The 15,815-nt window shown below is 74.8% G+C and carries 13 protein-coding genes; 6 read left to right on the top strand and 7 right to left on the bottom strand.

The window, feature by feature from the left end; genetic code table 11:
• Positions 1 to 385 precede the first annotated feature (385 nt).
• Entirely contained in the window at positions 386 to 544 is a 159-nt protein-coding gene (locus ABZ249_RS18120) for an LPXTG cell wall anchor domain-containing protein (protein WP_355263948.1), read from the top strand.
• Between the two features lie 103 nt (positions 545 to 647).
• On the opposite strand, the gene ABZ249_RS18125 is transcribed toward ABZ249_RS18120, so the two are convergent.
• The 3 genes from ABZ249_RS18125 to ABZ249_RS18135 form a co-directional block, all read right to left on the bottom strand.
• A complete protein-coding gene (locus ABZ249_RS18125; protein ID WP_355263951.1) occupies positions 648 to 905 on the bottom strand; it encodes a hypothetical protein in 258 nt (85 codons plus the stop codon).
• Between the two features lies 1 nt (position 906).
• Positions 907 to 2,739 carry a hypothetical protein gene (locus tag ABZ249_RS18130; protein ID WP_355263954.1) on the bottom strand — a complete coding sequence of 611 codons (1,833 nt, stop codon included), beginning with the start codon at positions 2,737 to 2,739 and terminating at the stop codon, positions 907 to 909.
• 213 nt (positions 2,740 to 2,952) lie between these two features.
• Complete coding sequence (locus tag ABZ249_RS18135) at positions 2,953 to 3,627, bottom strand: class I SAM-dependent methyltransferase (RefSeq protein WP_355264109.1); 675 nt, start codon at positions 3,625 to 3,627, stop codon at positions 2,953 to 2,955.
• Between the two features lie 235 nt (positions 3,628 to 3,862).
• Here ABZ249_RS18135 and ABZ249_RS18140 point away from each other — a divergent pair, with 235 nt between their 5' ends.
• Positions 3,863 to 5,458 (top strand): protein kinase, encoded by a 1,596-nt coding sequence (locus ABZ249_RS18140; protein ID WP_355263957.1) that lies wholly within the window; start codon positions 3,863 to 3,865, stop codon positions 5,456 to 5,458.
• Between the two features lie 57 nt (positions 5,459 to 5,515).
• Here the strand turns inward: ABZ249_RS18140 and ABZ249_RS18145 are convergent, their stop codons facing one another.
• Complete coding sequence (locus ABZ249_RS18145) at positions 5,516 to 6,715, bottom strand: ROK family transcriptional regulator (protein ID WP_355263960.1); 1,200 nt, start codon at positions 6,713 to 6,715, stop codon at positions 5,516 to 5,518.
• 177 nt (positions 6,716 to 6,892) lie between these two features.
• Between ABZ249_RS18145 and ABZ249_RS18150 the strand changes: the two genes are divergently transcribed.
• The 3 genes from ABZ249_RS18150 to ABZ249_RS18160 all read left to right on the top strand — a co-directional run bounded on the left by ABZ249_RS18150 (position 6,893) and on the right by ABZ249_RS18160 (position 10,104).
• Positions 6,893 to 8,269, top strand: coding sequence for an extracellular solute-binding protein (locus tag ABZ249_RS18150; protein WP_355263963.1), 1,377 nt, complete (start codon positions 6,893 to 6,895; stop codon positions 8,267 to 8,269).
• 111 nt (positions 8,270 to 8,380) lie between these two features.
• Positions 8,381 to 9,217: a sugar ABC transporter permease gene (locus ABZ249_RS18155; RefSeq protein ID WP_355264112.1), complete on the top strand. Its 837-nt coding sequence runs from the start codon at positions 8,381 to 8,383 to the stop codon at positions 9,215 to 9,217.
• The gene (locus ABZ249_RS18160) at positions 9,214 to 10,104 is read left to right on the top strand and encodes a carbohydrate ABC transporter permease (RefSeq protein ID WP_355263966.1); all 891 of its coding nucleotides are present in this window, start codon (positions 9,214 to 9,216) and stop codon (positions 10,102 to 10,104) included. Before ABZ249_RS18155 ends, ABZ249_RS18160 begins: the two co-directional genes overlap by 4 nt.
• Before the next feature lie 60 nt (positions 10,105 to 10,164).
• Here ABZ249_RS18160 and ABZ249_RS18165 read toward each other — a convergent pair whose 3' ends face one another.
• Together ABZ249_RS18165 and ABZ249_RS18170 are read right to left on the bottom strand one after the other, a co-directional pair.
• Entirely contained in the window at positions 10,165 to 13,158 is a 2,994-nt protein-coding gene (locus tag ABZ249_RS18165) for a glycoside hydrolase family 38 C-terminal domain-containing protein (protein ID WP_355263969.1), read from the bottom strand.
• Between the two features lie 135 nt (positions 13,159 to 13,293).
• Complete coding sequence (locus tag ABZ249_RS18170; RefSeq protein ID WP_355263972.1) at positions 13,294 to 13,884, bottom strand: dihydrofolate reductase family protein; 591 nt, start codon at positions 13,882 to 13,884, stop codon at positions 13,294 to 13,296.
• Positions 13,885 to 14,035: 151 nt separating this feature from the next.
• Between ABZ249_RS18170 and ABZ249_RS18175 the strand changes: the two genes are divergently transcribed.
• Positions 14,036 to 15,226 carry an MFS transporter gene (locus ABZ249_RS18175; protein WP_355263975.1) on the top strand — a complete coding sequence of 397 codons (1,191 nt, stop codon included), beginning with the start codon at positions 14,036 to 14,038 and terminating at the stop codon, positions 15,224 to 15,226.
• An 80-nt stretch (positions 15,227 to 15,306) separates the two neighbouring features.
• Here the strand turns inward: ABZ249_RS18175 and ABZ249_RS18180 are convergent, their stop codons facing one another.
• Entirely contained in the window at positions 15,307 to 15,804 is a 498-nt protein-coding gene (locus tag ABZ249_RS18180; protein WP_220564655.1) for a 2,4'-dihydroxyacetophenone dioxygenase family protein, read from the bottom strand.
• Positions 15,805 to 15,815 lie beyond the last annotated feature (11 nt).

Here is a 15,815-nt window from a genome sequence, read left to right on the forward strand (position 1 = left end):
ACCGGGGGAACCCGGTGAGCCGGGAGAACCTGGAGAACCGTGCGAACCCGGAGAACCCGGGAAGCCGGGAGAGCCGTGCGAACCAGGAGAACCGGGGGAACCCGGTGAGCCGGGAGAACCTGGAGAACCGTGCGAACCCGGAGAACCCGGGAAGCCGGGAGAGCCGTGCGAACCAGGAGAACCGGGAGAACCCGGTGAGCCGGGAGAGCCGTGTGAACCCGGGGAGCCCGGGAAGCCCGGAGAACCGTGCGAGCCCGGCGAGCCGTGCGAACCGGGTGAACCCACGGAACCGTGTGAACCCGGGGAGCCCACGGAGCCGTGCGAACCGGGTGAGCCCGGGGAGCCCGGAAAGCCGGGGGAACCGTGTGAACCCGGGGGGCCGGGGGTGCCGGAGCACCCGGGCCCGGAGGCGCCCGGACAGCCCGAACTCCCGAAGACCGGCGCCTCGGCCGCCGTCCCGGCCGTGGGCGGCCTCCTGGCCACGCTCGCCGGAGTCGCCGCGCTGATCCTGGGTCGCCGCCGTCCCGGGGACGAGCCCGGCTGAACCCGCCCGTGAGATGACCGTCCCGCTCGGGCCCGCGCCCCTCTCGGCGCGGGCCCGCCCCGTGCGCGCCGGCCAGCGGGCGCGCGGGGAGGGCGCGGGCGCCTCACTCCCCCGGCCGCCCCGGCACGAAGGCGCTCAGGCGGTACCACGTCTCCTGCCGCGTCCGCCCGCACAGGACGTCGATCCTCAGGTCGTCCTCCCGGTAGCGCCGCAGCGCCTCCCGCTCGCGCTCCCGGTAGGCCCGCATCTCCGCCTGGTCCGAGGTCTCGAAGAGCACCTCCCACCGCCCCGCCGCGTGCCTCTCCGAGCTCTCGCGCGCACGCCCGCGCTCGCGCTCGCGCCGTGCGCGCCTGCCCGGCATCTCAGTACCCCGTCGGGATCGACAGGTCCGCTCCCGGGACCAGGACGGACGAGGTCCACGAGGCGTCCTCCGTGAAGACGATGCAGGTGACGTGGTCGACGCCGAAGTCCCAGGAGGCGCGGTTGGGGGCGATGAAGCCGAGCTGGTCCGAGGGCGACATCAGGGAGGCGTCGACGTTGCGGTCGGCGATGGGCGAACACTCGGTCTCGCTGGCCGAGGCGAACCCGGCCATGCCCGGCCAGTCCCCCGCGGGCGCGGTGAAGGCGCCGATCGCCTGGGCGTCGTGGGACTCGTCGCAGGAGGTCAGCTCCACCTCCGGGAACTCCTCCTCGAACGAGGGCAGCATGAAGCAGTCCCCCGGCTCCAGCGTGCACGCGTTGGCGTACCCGGGCGGCGGCTCGCAGGTGGCGGCGTAGGTGGGCTCCTCGTAGTTCGCGGCGACGACGGCGACGCCCGTCCACCCCAGCCCCCACACCCCGGAGAGGACGAGGGCGAGGATCGCCAGGACGATCTGGACGACCGCCGTCCCCCCGGCCGCGGCGCCCGCCCCCGCGGCCGCCGGGACGCCCCCGCCGCCGGAGGGGGTGAGGGGGCCGCCCGGCGGCGGCTCCGCCCCGGAGGGTCCGGCCGTCCGGGCGCCCGCTCCCGTCCCGGGATCGGCGGGCGCCGCGTGCGGCTGCGGGGAGGCGGGCGCCGTATGCGACTGCGGGGAGGCGGGCCCCGCCTGCGGCTGCGCACCGGCACCCGGCGAGGCGTCCGCAGGGCTCGGGCCCGCGGCGGCCGGCTCCGTGGCCGGCGGGGCGCCGGCCGTGTGCGCCGCCGGTTCCGCTGGGGCGTCGGCCGGTGCCGGGGAGCCCTGGGCCTCGGCGGAGGCGGACCGGGTCCGGTCCTCGAACGGGGCGTTCGCCGGGGATCCCGGTGAGTCCGCGAGGGGGGCCTCGCCGTGTGCCGGGCCGTCCGCGGACTCGGCGGGGGAGCCGGGCCGGCCGGCGGGCGGTGCCGTACCGCCACCGGGCGATCCGGCCGGCGACGGGGCCGCGCCGGGCGGGGGGACCGCTCCGGCGTCGGACGCCCCGGCCGGGGAGCCGGGCGCTCCGGACGCGGCGGACGACGGCTCGGGGGCGGCCGAGCCCGCCGGTGAGGCGGGGGCCTGCACGGGGAACACCCCGGCCTCGACCGGCCCGCCCGCGGCACCCGCGGCCGGGCCGTCCCCCGGGGGAGGCGGTCCTCCGGCCGCGGCGGCTCCCGGGAGCTCGCCCGCCGGGGGCGGGCCGCCGACGGGGCCGGCCCCCGGGCCGCCCGGTGCCGCTCCGGTCGGGGGCGCGGCGCCGGAGGGGTCGGCGGCGTCCGCCGCCGGGCGCCGCAGGGCCCGGGTCAGGACGATGGCGGAGAGGACGATCGCGAAGGGGATCGGCACCAGCAGGAACCCGAGTCCGCCCAGGACCGCGGCGCCGATCGCCATTCCCCCCACACGCCCCGACGACGGGGCGGGCCGCGCCGGGGGCCCGGCCGACGGCCCCCACGCCCCCGGCGGGGCGGCGGACGGCGGCGACACGGCAGCGGCCCCGGCCGCCAGCCCGGCGTCCCCGGCCAGGGCTTCGGCGATCCGGGCGTGCAGCGCGCTCAGGCGGGCCGGGTCGGCGGGCGCCGCGGCGAGCTCCGCGACGGCACCGCGGATCCCCGGCCCGAACCGGCGGTGGGAGGTGAGGAGGGCGAGGAGCCGCACCCCCGGGTGGTGTGCGGGGTCCGCGTCCGGAGCCCCCGGACCGTAGGTCCGTACGGCGTGCACCACGGGCGGCATGACGTGCGCGGCGAGGGCGGCGGGGTCGGGCATCGGACCTCCATCGTTCGGCTGTTCCGGAACAGCGACCGCGGACGGGGGCGGGGTCCGGTCCGTGCCCGGTACGGAACCGAGGCGCCTCGGCCCGAGCACGCACCGCACCCTAACGGAGACACAGGGTCGCGGACCATACCCGGACGTCCCCGACCCCTGGCCGGTTCCGGCCCCGGTCCGGGGCCGCCGTCCCGCCGCCCGCCCCCGGAGGCGTCAGTCCAGCACCTTCTCCCAGACCGACACGTGCTTCTCGCTCTCGTCCCCGAAGGGCGTGCGGTCCCAGTCCTGCCAGCGCTCCACCAGCCGCATCCCCGCGATCCGCGCCATCAGGTCCAGCTCCGCCGGCCACACGTACCGGAACGGGACGGACCGCAGGCTCCCCCTGCCGCCCGCGACCGACACGTAGTTGGAGCTGAACAGCTGCGTCGCGGGCTCGTACAGGTCGAACGCCCACTCCTCCTCGCCCGCGTGGAACGGCACCATGTTCTGACCCTTGGGGAGCCTGCGCAGCTCCGGCACCCCCACCTCCACCACGAACCGCCCGCCCCGCCCCAGGTGCGCGGCCGCGTTGACGAAGCACTCCACCTGCTCGTCCTGCGTGGTCACGTTGTTGATGGTGTTGAAGACCAGGTAGACCAGCGAGAACTCCCCCGGGACCCGGGTGGTGGCGAAGTCCCCGATGACCACGTCGATGTCCCCGCCGCCCGGCTTGGCGCGCATCTGTTCCACCATGGCCGGGGACAGGTCGATGCCGTGCACCGGAACGCCGCGCGCGGCCAGCGGCAGCGCGATGCGCCCGGTCCCGACGGCGAACTCCAGGGCCCGCCCCTCCCCCGCCAGTCCGGCCAGCAGGTCGACCGCCGGGTCGACCTTGTCGGGGGCGAACATGCCCTCGCCGGGGGTGTCGTAGTGTTCGGCGACATCGGTGTCGAAGTGGTTCGGCTTCGGTCCGGTCCGTGCTCCGTTCGCATCGCTCATGGGCGCGACGCTAACCCGGGCCCGGCCGTCCGCGCACCCGCTTTTCCGTTCCGGCCGAAAAGGCCCCGTGTTCTCAGAACCACCGCCGTCTGCGAGGATTCCGAAGCACTGTGAGGACCGGCAGAGCACCGGAAGGAACAGACCCGTGATCGACCCCCTGCTCCCCGACGACCCCCGCACCGTCGGCCGCTACCGCCTCGAAGGCGTCCTGGGCGGCGGCGGTATGGGACGGGTCTACCTGGGCAGATCCCCCGGCGGCCGGACGGTCGCGGTGAAGGTGGTGCGGCCGGAGCTGGCCGGGGACGAGGGCTTCCGCCGCCGCTTCGCCCGGGAGGTGGAGGCGGCCCGCCGGGTGGGCGGCTTCTACACGGCGCAGGTGGTGGACGCCGACCCCGCCGCCGACCCGCCCTGGCTGGTCACCGCGTACGTTCCCGGGCCGTCGCTGTCGGAGGCGGTGCACGGCGGCGGCCCCTTGCCCGCCGCCGAGGTGCTGTCCCTGGCCGCCGGGCTGGCCGAGGGGCTGGCGGCCGTGCACGAACAGGGGATCGTGCACCGGGACCTCAAGCCCGGCAACGTGATCATGGGCGGGGACGGCCCCCGGCTGATCGACTTCGGCATCGCGCGGGCGCTGGACTCCGGGGACGGCATGACCTCGACGGGGATCATGGGCACCCCCGCGTTCATGGCCCCGGAGCAGATCCGCGGCGAGGTCCCGGGCCCGGCGACGGACGTGTTCGCGTTGGGGTGCGTGCTGGTGTTCGCGGCCACCGGGCGGTCGCCCTTCCGCGGCGGGGAGATCGCCGCCCTGGTGTACCGGATCGTGCACGGGGAGCCGGACCTGTCGGGGGTGCCGGACGAGCTGGTCGGCCTGGTCGCGGATTGCCTGGCCAAGGACCCCGCCGCCCGGCCCTCCATCGCCTCGGTCCTGGAGCGCGCGGCCTCCGCCTCCCCGGAGGCGCCGACGCCGACGCCGGCCCGGGACGCGGAGGCCGCGCGGGTCCCGGAACAGAGGGAGCCGGAGGCGGCCGTGACCGGCGGCACCCGGGCTCCCGACACCGTCGGTACGGCGGACCACGGGGCCGTACAGGCCCCGGAGGCGCTCGGGGCCGACCACACCCCGCCCGTCGGCGGTGTCGCCGAGCCCGCCCCTGCGGAGCCGGAGCCCGCCCCCGCCGCCCTCCTCCCCCCGGACTGGCGCAGGACCTACGACTCCACGCGGTGGGAGCACCTCGTCACGTGCGCCGAAGTGACCCTCCTGCTGTGGCTGCTGGTGCTCGTCCCCGCGGGCCTGCTCTCCCTGCTCTCCCTGTTCTTCGTCTCCCCGGACACCCTGCTGGGGTTCTACACGAACAGGTGGGTCGTGCTGTCCGTCGCCGGGTCCGCGGTCGCGTTCACGCTGCTGTCGTGGTGGGCGAGCGGGCGCGAGGCGCTGACCCTGGACCCCCACGGGATGACCGTCGTCCACTGGAGCGGCTCCTCGATGGGGTCGGCCCACGCCATCCCCTGGAACGCGGTGGAGCGGGTCGGCCTGAAACGCAATGGGGAACTCGAATTCCTGCCCGCCCCCGGCGCGCGGATGCCCGAGGGGCTCCCGGGGAAGGAGCGGGAGGACGGGAGCGTTTCCATCCCCCTCTTCGGCCTGATGACGCACACGGGGACCGTCGCCGCCCGTCGGCTCGCCGAGGCCAGGGAGGGGCTCAGGGCCGCCGCCGGGGAGAAGTACACCGACCTCGCCGGGTGAGCGCGGCCCGCTCCCGGCGGGCGGGCCCCGGCCGGCGGGCCCGGCCGGGGCCCGCGCTCACACGCCCCCGACCGTCGGCGAGTACGACGAGTGCAGCACCAGCGAGGCCGCCCCGATGGCGCCCGCGTCCTCGCCGATGACCGAGGTCTCCACCCGCACCCGGCGCACGCCCCGGGCCAGGGTGCGCTCGGCGATGGCCCCGGACAGCGCCTCCCGGTAGAGGCCGCCGACGTGCGGGACGCCCCATCCGCCCAGCACCAGCAGCGGCACGTCGATGATGTTGAGCAGCGCCGTCCCCGCGTCGCCCAGCCGCCGCCCCGCCTCGCCGATGACCTCCAGCGCGACCGGGTCGCCCGAGCGGGCCTCGCGGCACACCCGGCGGTAGGCGGCGACGGTGCGCGCCTGCCCGCGTTCGTAGGCGGCGGCGTCCTCGCCCCGGCGGCGGGCGGCCTCGGCGGCGACGGCGTGCGGGGCCAGGTAGGTCTCCAGGCAGCCGCGGCTCCCGCAGGGGCACTCGGGACCGCGGGGGTCGACCACCAGGTGCCCGATCTCGGCGGCGTTGCCGCTGCCGCCCCGGTACACGCGCCCGCCCAGGACGAACCCGCCGCCCACTCCGGTGCCCACGTACACGAACGCCATGTCGGACGAGCGCCGCTCGGCACCCGCCCAGCGTTCGCCGATGGTGGCGGCGGTGGCGTCGTTGTCCAGGACGGTGGTGAGCCCGGTGCCCTCCTCCAGCACCTCCCGCAGCGGCACCGACCGCCAGCCGGGCAGGTGGGGCGGGGTGACGGCGCCGGAGGTGTCGATGGGCCCGGGGGTGGCCACGCCCAGGCCGAGGATGCGGTCGGGCGCGGGCGCCTCCTCGACGATGGCGCGCACCGAACGGCACAGGGCGTCGATGACCCGGCCGGGCCCCTGGGAGGAGGGGGTCCGCCGCCGGGTGCGGGCGACCACGTGTCCGGCCAGGTCGGTGACGACGAGGGTGGTGGAGGCGGGGTCGATGTGCATACCGACGGCGTAGTAGGCGTCGGCGTTGAGCCGCAGCACGGTGGCGCGCTTGCCGCCGCGCGAGGTGGCCCGGCCGTCCTCGCGGACCAGGCCGTCCTCCAGCAGGCGGCGGACGATGTTGGAGACGGTCTGGGCGGTCAGCCCGGTCTGCGCGGCCAGTTCGACGCGGCTGATCCCGTCGGCGGAGCGCACGGCGTCGAGCACGCGGCTCTGGTTGAGCCCGCCGAGCCAGGCCAGGTTGGTGCCCATGGGCCTCTCCCCTCCGGTTTCGTGGTCCCACATGAGCGTAACCGCCCTGGAAGCACCGACTTACCCCATTGTCTTTATCCAAGCTTTTGAGTAATGATGTGTCATACATCACTCCGCAGCAAGGCACCGCAAGGCAAGGTCGACCGTTCCCCCACCTCATCGCCCCAGGAGCGCACGATGAAAGGAACCGGACCCCACACCACGAGAGCGGCGGCCGCGACGGCCGCCGCCGTCGCGCTGGCGCTCGTCGCCACCGGCTGCGGCGGAGGCGCCGCCGACAGGGACGAGAACACCGTCCGCATCGCCTACCAGAAGTTCGGCACCTTCATCGCGATGGATTCGCTGATGCGCAAGGTGAAGGAGGAGTTCGAGGCGGACAACCCCGGTGTCACCGTCGAACTCCAGGCCGTCGAGGCGCCCGCCGAGGACTACCAGACCCAGGTCAACCTCATGAACGGCTCCGCGAGCGAGGCCCCGGACCTCATCTACCAGGACTCCTTCACCATCAACCAGGACGCCGACGCCGGATACCTGATGCCGCTGGACGAGTACTTCGGCTCCTGGGAGGACGCGGGACAGTTCAGCACCCAGGAGGCGCAGGCCGTGACCTCCCTCTCCGGGGAGCGGTACGGCGTCATGCTCGGCACCGACGTCCGCGGGCTCTGGTACAACACCGAACTCCTGGAGCAGGCGGGCGTCGAGACCCCCTGGGAGCCCGCCACCTGGGACGAGGTGCTGGACGCCGCCCGCGCGGTCAAGGCCGAGTTCGGCGACGAGGTCACCCCGCTCAACGTCTACTCCGGCACGCCCGCCGGGGAGGCGGCGTCCCTCCAGGGCTTCCAGATGCTGCTCTCGGGCACCGAGGACGCCCTCTTCGACGACCGGTCGCAGAAGTGGGTCACCGGCAGCCGGGGGTTCACCGACTCCCTGGGGTTCGTGCAGACCGTGTTCGACGAGGGCCTGGGCCTGGACGTGCAGGACGCCCTGGACACCAACGTCGGCACCGTCAACAACGAGGAGCGCTTCCCCGCCGGCGAGCTGGCGATCAGCCTGGAGGGCTCCTGGGCCACCCAGTCGTGGATCCCCGAGGCCAACCGGCCCTGGGACGGCTGGGAGGACGTCATGGCGTTCACCCCCATGCCCACGCAGAACGGGCAGGGCGCCGGGGCGACCAGCATGTCCGGGGGCTGGGCGCTGTCGATGGGCAGCCGGGCCACCGACCCGGAGCTGGCCTGGGAGGTCATGACCTATGCCCTGTCCCAGGAGAACGCGGTCAAGTTCGCGGTCGAGGGCGGCCAGATCCCGGTGCGCACCGACGTCGCCGAGGACCCCGCGTTCCTGGAGAACGCGCCCATGGCCGAGGAGTTCGCGGCGCTGGTGGACATCACCGGGTTCCGCCCGGCCTACAGCGAGTACCCGCGCGTCTCCATCGCGGTCCAGGAGGCGATGGAGGCGGTGATGCTCGGCGAGGCCACGCCCGAGGAGGCCGCCGCGCTCTACGCCCAGGAGGTGGAGGGCATCGTCGGCCCCGACAACGTCACGAGCGGTTCCTGAGCCGTGGGGACCGTGTCGACGACCCGGGCCCCCGGCCGGGCGCCCCTGGTCCCGCCCCCGGCGCGCCGCTCCGGCCGCGCCCGGGGCGGGGCCGCCCGCTGGGTGATCCCGATGGCCCCCGCGCTGTTCCTGCTGCTGGCGTTCTTCGCCGGCCCCATCCTGTGGACGGTGTGGGCCTCGTTCACCAACGAGGCGCTGACGGGGGCGCAGGCCGCGGACACCCGGTTCGTGGGGCTGGACAACTTCGAGCGGCTGCTGCAAGACCCCGGGTTCCGGACGGCGACGGTGCTCACCGCCCTGTTCCTGCTGGGCTCGATCCTGGGCCAGACCGTGCTGGGCCTGGCGCTGGCGCTGCTGCTGCGCAACCGGCACGGGGCCGTGCGCGGCGCCGTGGGCACGGTGGTGGTGGGCGCGTGGGTGGTGCCCGAGGTGGTGGCGGGGTTCGTGTGGTACGCGTTCCTCGAACGCGAGGGCACCCTCAACGCGCTGCTCGGCTCCGTCGGGATCGGTGCGCAGAACTGGCTGTTCACCGCGCCGCTGCTGGCGGTGGTCCTGGCCAACGTCTGGAAGGGCACCGCCTTCTCGATGATGACCTACGGGGCCGGGCTGTCGGAGGTGCCGCGCGACCTGGAGGAGGCGGCCCGCGTGGACGGGGCGTCGGGCCCCCAGGTGCTGTGGTACGTGGTCCTGCCGCTGCTGCGGCGCACGATCGCCACCACGCTGCTGCTGATCACCCTCCAGACCGTGCAGGTGTTCACGCTCGTCTACGTGATGACCGCGGGCGGTCCCGGCTCGCGCAGCACGACCCTGCCGCTGCTGATGTACCGGGAGGCCCTGTCCCTGGGCGACCTGGGGTACGGCACGGCGATCGCGCTGGCGCTGCTGGTGGTCGCCGGGCTCTTCTCGGTCGTCTACGTGCGGATGCTCAGCAGGGAGGAACAGGCATGACCGCTCCGAGACCGAGGCCGGACACCCCGGGGCGGCCGCGCCGGCGGGTCGCACCGGTCGCGTCGCCCGGCAGGGCCGCCGGCGCGGTGCTGGTGCACCTGATCCTGGCGGTGCTGGCGCTGCTGTTCCTGCTGCCGCTGCTGTGGATGCTGTTCGCGTCGGTGGACGGGGAGGCCACTCTGCGGGCGGGGCTGCCGGGCGTGCTCACGCTGGACAACTTCCGGGCCGTCCTCACACCCGAGATCGTCTACCGTCCGCTCTGGAACAGCGTGCTGACCTGCGGCGGGGCGGCGGTCATCACCGCGTTCTGCTCGGTGCTGGCGGCGTACCCGCTGTCGCGGTACACGCTGCGGTTCAAGCGGCCGTTCCTGTATACGGTGCTGTTCGCCACCGGCCTGCCGATCACGGCGATCATGGTGCCGGTGTACGGGCTGTTCGTGAACGCGGGGCTGCTGAACTCGCTGCCGGCCACCACCCTGTTCCTGGCCGCCAGTACGCTGCCGTTCGGGATCTGGCTGACCAAGAACTTCATCGACGGCATCCCCATCGCCCTGGAGGAGGCCGCCTGGGTCGACGGGGCGTCCACCTGGCAGTCCATCCGCTACCTGGTGGCGCCGCTGCTCGCCCCGGGACTGGCGGTGGTCGGGATCTTCACGCTGGTGAGCACGTGGGGGAACTTCTTCGTGCCGTTCATCCTGCTGACCAGCCCGGACAAGATGCCCGCGGCGGTGCGGGTGTTCACGTTCTTCGGGCAGTACGGGTCGGTGCGCTACGGCGAGCTGGCGGCGTACTCGCTGCTGTACACGCTGCCGGTGGTGGCGCTGTACGTCGCGGTGTCCCGGGCCATGGGCGGCCGGTTCGCCCTGGGCGGCGCAATGAAGGGCTGAGCCAGCACGGGCGGGGCGCCCCGGCGGTTCCCCGGGGCGCCCCGCGCGCGTGCGGAGGGCTCAGCGGGTGAGCCGCAGGGTGACGATCTGGAAGGGGCGCAGCGGGAACGCCACTCCCCCCTCCCCCGGCTCCAGCTCCGGGGCGCCCTCGTACTCCTCCTCCAGCAGGTTCACCGCGCGCACCCGCGACACGGGGAAGCCGAAGCGCACGTCCGCGCGCGTGCGGGCGCCCAGGGACTCGTACAGGCGGACCACCACGTCGCCGGAGCGGTCGTCGGCGGGCTTGACCGACTCCACGGCCACGCCCCCGCCCTCCACCCGCACCAGCGGCTCCACCGTGCCGGAGCCGCCGACCTCGCGCGGCGGGAGGTTCAGCCGGTACCCCTCGCGGACCGCGTCCGCCACCGTCGCCCCCGGCACCAGGGCGTACCGGAACCGGTGCTCGCCCTGGTCGGTGTCGGGGTCGGGGAAGCGGGGCGCGCGCAGCAGCGACAGCCGGACCGTCGTGGTGGTGCCGCCGTCCCCGCGCACGTCGCGGGTGACGTCGTGGCCGTAGGTGGAGTCGTTGACCAGCGCCGCCCCGTGGCCCGGCTCCGCCACGTGCACCCAGCGGTGGGCGCAGATCTCGAACCGGGCGGCGTCCCAGGACGTGTTGGTGTGGGTGGGCCGGCGCACGTGCCCGAACTGGATCTCCGAGGCGGAGGACTCGGCGCGCACGTCGAGCGGGAAGGCGGCCTTGAGGAACTTCTCCCTCTCGTGCCAGTCCACGACCGTGTCCACGTCCAGCCTCCGGGAGCCGGGGGCCAGGGTGAGGGTCTGCACGACCGAGGAGGCGCCGAAGGAGCGGGAGACCCGCAGGCCCGCGTCGACGGGCTCGATGCCGTCCACGCCGGTGAGGTCGGTGACGGTGTTGCGGTAGAAGGAGTCCACGTCCCAGGCGTCCCACTGGTTGGGCAGGTCCTGGTGGAGCTGGAGCAGGTTGGCCGGTCCCGCCAGCGCCTCCCGGCCGGTCCGCGCGTCCACCACGGAGGTGACCAGGCCGCGGGCGTCCACCCGGACGGCGAGCAGGCCGTTGTCCAGCAGGTACCCGTCGTCGGAGGCCGTGACGGCGGTCCGTCCCGCGGGGGCGACCCGGGGCCCGGCGCCCAGCGCCGGGACGCCGTCGCGGTCGTGCGGGGCGGCGTTGAACTCGATCACGTCGTCGCCCGGGCCGACCAGCAGGCGCTGGGCCCGGTCGATGAGTTCGCCGAGTTCGGCCTCGGCCTCCGCGTAGGTCTCGGCGGCCTCCCGGTGCACCCAGGCGATGGAGCTGCCCGGCAGGATGTCGTGGAACTGGTTGAGCAGCACGGTGCGCCAGATCCGGTCCAGCGCCTCGTGCGGGTAGTCGGCGCCGCGGCGCACCGCCGCGGTGGTCCACCACAGCTCGGCCTCGCGCAGCAGGTGCTCGCAGCGGCGGTTGCCCTGTTTGGTCCGGGCCTGGCTGGTGTAGGTGCCGCGGTGGAACTCCAGGTACAGCTCGCCCCACCACACCGGGGCGTCCGGGTACTCGGCCTCCGCCTCGGCGAAGAACGCGTCCGGGCGCCGGATCTCCACCCGCGCGGAGCCCTCCAGGTCGGCCAGCCGGGCGGCCCGCCCCAGCATCTCGCGGGTGGGGCCGCCGCCGCCGTCGCCGTGCCCGAACGGGACCAGGGAGAGGGTGGCGCGGCCCTTCTCCCGGAAGTTGCGGGCGGCGTGGGCGAGCTCGTGGCCGGTCAGCTCGGAGTTGTAGGTGTCCACCGGCGGGAAGTGGGTGAAGACCCGGGTGCCGTCCAGGCCCTCCCAGCGGAACGTGTGGTGCGGGAAGGTGTTGGTCTGGCTCCAGGAGATCTTCTGGGTGAGGAACCAGCGCGAACCCGACAGGCGGATGAGCTGGGGCAGCGCCGCGGAGTAGCCGAAGGAGTCGGGCAGCCACACCTCCCGGGTGTCGATGCCCAGCTCGTCGCGGAAGAACCGCTTGCCGTACACGAACTGGCGGGCCAGGGCCTCCGAGCCCGGCATGTTGGTGTCGGACTCCACCCACATGCCGCCCACCGGCACGAACCGGCCCTCCTGCGCCGCCTGTGCCGCCCGCGCGAACACGTCGGGGCGGTGCTCCTGGAGCCACGCCCACTGCTGGGCCTGCGACATGGCGAAGACCAGCTCGGGGTGCCCGTCCAGGAGGTCCACGACGTTGGCGGCGGTGCGGACGACCTTGCGCCGGGTCTCGCGCAGCGGCCACAGCCAGGCGGAGTCGATGTGGGCGTGGCCCACCGCGGAGAGCCGGTGGGCGGCGGGCGCGGCCGGGGAGGACAGCACCCCCGCCAGGGCCTCGCGGGCGCGCCCGGCGGTGCCGGGGACGTCCTGGAGGTCGAGCAGGTCGAGGGCGCGTTCGGCGGCCCGCAGCAGCTCCCAGCGGCGGGGGTCGCCGGGGTCGAGTTCGCGCATGACGCCGCCGACGACGTCGAGGTCCATGGCCAGGTCCCACACCTGCTCCTGGAAGACGGCCAGGTCGGCGCGGGCCAGCCGGTACAGGGGCGGGCCGTCGGGTCCGGCGGGGGCGGTGCCCAGGTCGGTGGGCTGGAAGGGCGGGTTCCCCATGATGACGGGGTTGGCGGCGGCCTCCACGTGGAGGTCGACCTCGGTCTCGGCGGCGGGGAGGCGGACCCAGGCGTTGCGGGGGTTGAGGCCCTTGACCACCGTCCCGTCGGGGCGGTGGACCAGGCCCTCGGCCTGGAAGCCGGGCATGGCCGAGTCGAACCCGAGGTCGATGACGGCCTCGACGGTGCGGCCCGCCCACTCCTGCGGTACGCGGCCCCGGAAGCGGAACCAGGTGGTGCCCCAGGCGGGGCCCCAGGCGTCGCCCGCGGCCGCGGGGGTGTGGGGGGCGTTGATGCCCTCGTGGGCGGGGACGGGCTCCCCGGGGGCGTCCCAGCGGGAGACCTCCAGGGGGACGTGCGGGCCGTGGACGGCGGGCCATACGCGTTCGCGCAGGACCCTCTCCAGGCGCGCCTCGGTCAGCTTGCGGTCATCGTGCACGGTGGACCTCCTCGGTCACGTCCCTGGCCGACGTGCTCCACGTTGCCCACGTCACACGACTTCGTCAACACTCTGGATAAAGAGAAATGAGGAATCCGGATCCGCCCGGGGCCCGGGGGCGGGGACCGTCGCGCGTCAGACCCGGTCGTAGGTGAGGAACAGCGCGCCGCTGTCCAGGACGGTGTGGTCCACCAGGTTCCACACGCGCGGGTCGAAGGCGGCGCCCCGGCCGAACAGGGGGATCCCGGCCCCCGTCGTGAGCGGCCCCAGCTTGACCACCAGGCGGTCGATCTCGGGGTACAGGACCCCGGCCAGCTCCCCGCCCCCGATCAGCCAGACGTCCCTGCCCGGCTCGGCCTTGAGCTCGCGCACACGGGCGACCGGATCGGTGGCGACCACCTCGACGGCGGGGTCGGGGCTCTGCCCCAGGGTCCGGGAGAACACCAGGTGGCGCAGGTGCGGATAGGCGTCGGACACACCGGCGTCCAGGCCCACCTGGTAGGAGCGCCGCCCCTCGACGACGGTGTCGAAGAGGGTCCCCTCCGCGGTCACGCCCAGCGCCGCGCGGGCCGGGCCGGGGAGGGTCTCGGGGTACTCGGCGGCGATGTGGCGCACGTAGTCCTCGGGGATGGGCCAGAACCCGCCGGGACCGCTCGGGTCGGCGCCGTCGGGGCCGGCGACGAACCCGTCCAGGGTGACCGCGACGTAGTAGACGAGTTTGCGCACGGGCGATTTCCTATCAGGTGGGAGGATGATCCGCCGACCGGGCGCCGGCGGCCGGGAAAGGCTAGCAGCGCCTTCCGGGGGGCGGCGCGGGCTCCTACGATGAGCGCATGCCCTCCCCCCTGGCCTCCCCCGGCCTCACCTCGGCGCCGCGATGAGGTTCCTGCTGGACGTGACGCCGCTGCGGGAGGCACCGCCCTTCCGCCGGTTCTGGATCGGGTCGTCCCTCGCGTCGCTGACCCTCCAGTTCACGATGTTCGCCGCGACCTTCACACTGTGGGAGCTGACCCGCTCGACGGTGATGGTGGGCGCGCTGGGCCTGGTGGGCGCGGTGGCGTGGTTCGTGGCCGTGCCCGTCGGGATGGCGTTCATCGACACCGTCGACCGCGCCCGGCTGGCCCGGGCCGCGCTCGTCGCGCAGTGCGCGGCGGCGGTGGCCCTGGCGACGGCCGCGTACCTGGGGTCCGCGGCGGCGGTCCTGGCGATGATGGGGTTGAACGCCGTCCTCCTGGCAGTGGGCCGCTCCGCGCGCCAGGCCATGGTCCCCGCCCTGGTCGGCGACCGGCTCATCGCCCCCGCGATCGCCCTGAACGGCCTGGCCCTCCAGCTGGGGATGCTCGCGGGACCCGCCCTGGCCGGGCTGCTCGCCTCGGCGGCGGGGGGCGAAGTGTGCTTCCTGGTCAACATCGCGGGCAGCGCGGCCTCCCTGTACGGGCTGCGCGGGCTGTCGGTCCCTCCCGCGGGCCGCTCGCGGGGGTTCGGGGCGATGGCCGAGGGGCTGCGGTACGCGGTGCGGACACCGCCGGTGCGCGGAGCCCTGTTGACGGACCTGGCCGCCACCGTGCTGGCGATGCCGGTGGCGCTGTTCCCCGCGATCAACCAGGAGAGGTTCGGCGGCGACCCGGCCACCCTGGGCCTGTTCGGCAGCGCCGTCGCGGTGGGCGGGGTGGCGGGGCTGGCGTTCAGCGGGGCCGTCACCCGGTACGGCCGCCCCGGCACGGCGATGGCCGTGAGCGCGTGCGTGTGGGGTCTGGCCCTGGCCTGCGCCGGGCTCAGCGGACACCTGGCGGTGCTGCTGGCCTCACTGGCGGTGGCGGGCGCCGCCGACACCTGGTCGGTGGTGAGCCGTGGCACCCTCGTGCAGGCCTCCGTCCCCGAGAGCGTCCGCGGCCGGGTGAGCGCCCTGGAGCAGGCGGTCGGTGTGGCCGGCCCCGACCTGGGGAACTTCCGCGCCGGGCTGGTCGCCCCGCTGCTGGGCGCGGGGGCCGCGATGGCCGTGGGCGGGCTGGCGTGCGCGGCCGCGTGCGCAGCGGTGTACGCGCTCACCCCGGGCATGCGCAGATGACCGGCTCCGGGGGATCCCACCACCCCGGAACCGGTCCTCGGCCCGGGGGGATCCCACCCGCCCCCGGACCGGCCCCCGGCTCAACGGATGAACGGCTCCAGATAGCCGTCCAGCCCCACCGAGGCGTAGTGGGCGCGGGCCATCTCGATCTTGGTGAAGACGTCCTCGTACCCGGTCTGGGCACCGTTCTCGTCGACGTAGACCATCGCGCCGGTGATGTTGAAGAAGGTGACCATGTGGTCGCAGTCCTCCGGGACCGCCAGGGTGTGGATCTCGCCGGGCGGCTCGTAGACGAAGTGCCCGGCCTCGGCCACCCAGTCGTGCTCGTAGTAGTGCCAGCGGCCCTCGATGACGTACCCGAACACGGCGCCGGGGTGGCGGTGGCGGGAGACGATCCCCGAGGCGGTGACCTTGAGCAGGTTGCACCACTGCCCGGTGACGGTGTTGAGCATCAGCGGCCGGAACCACACGTTGGGCGCCTGCGGCACCCACACGCGCGGGTCCTCCGGGACCGCGGCGACCGCGATCTCGTCGGGGATGCCGACGGACTGGGAGATGACGGGAGAGTTGTCGGGCACGGCTGCGCCTT

The organism is Nocardiopsis sp. NPDC006139 (genome assembly GCF_040614155.1).
In the GTDB taxonomy this organism is placed as follows: domain Bacteria; phylum Actinomycetota; class Actinomycetes; order Streptosporangiales; family Streptosporangiaceae; genus Nocardiopsis; species Nocardiopsis changdeensis.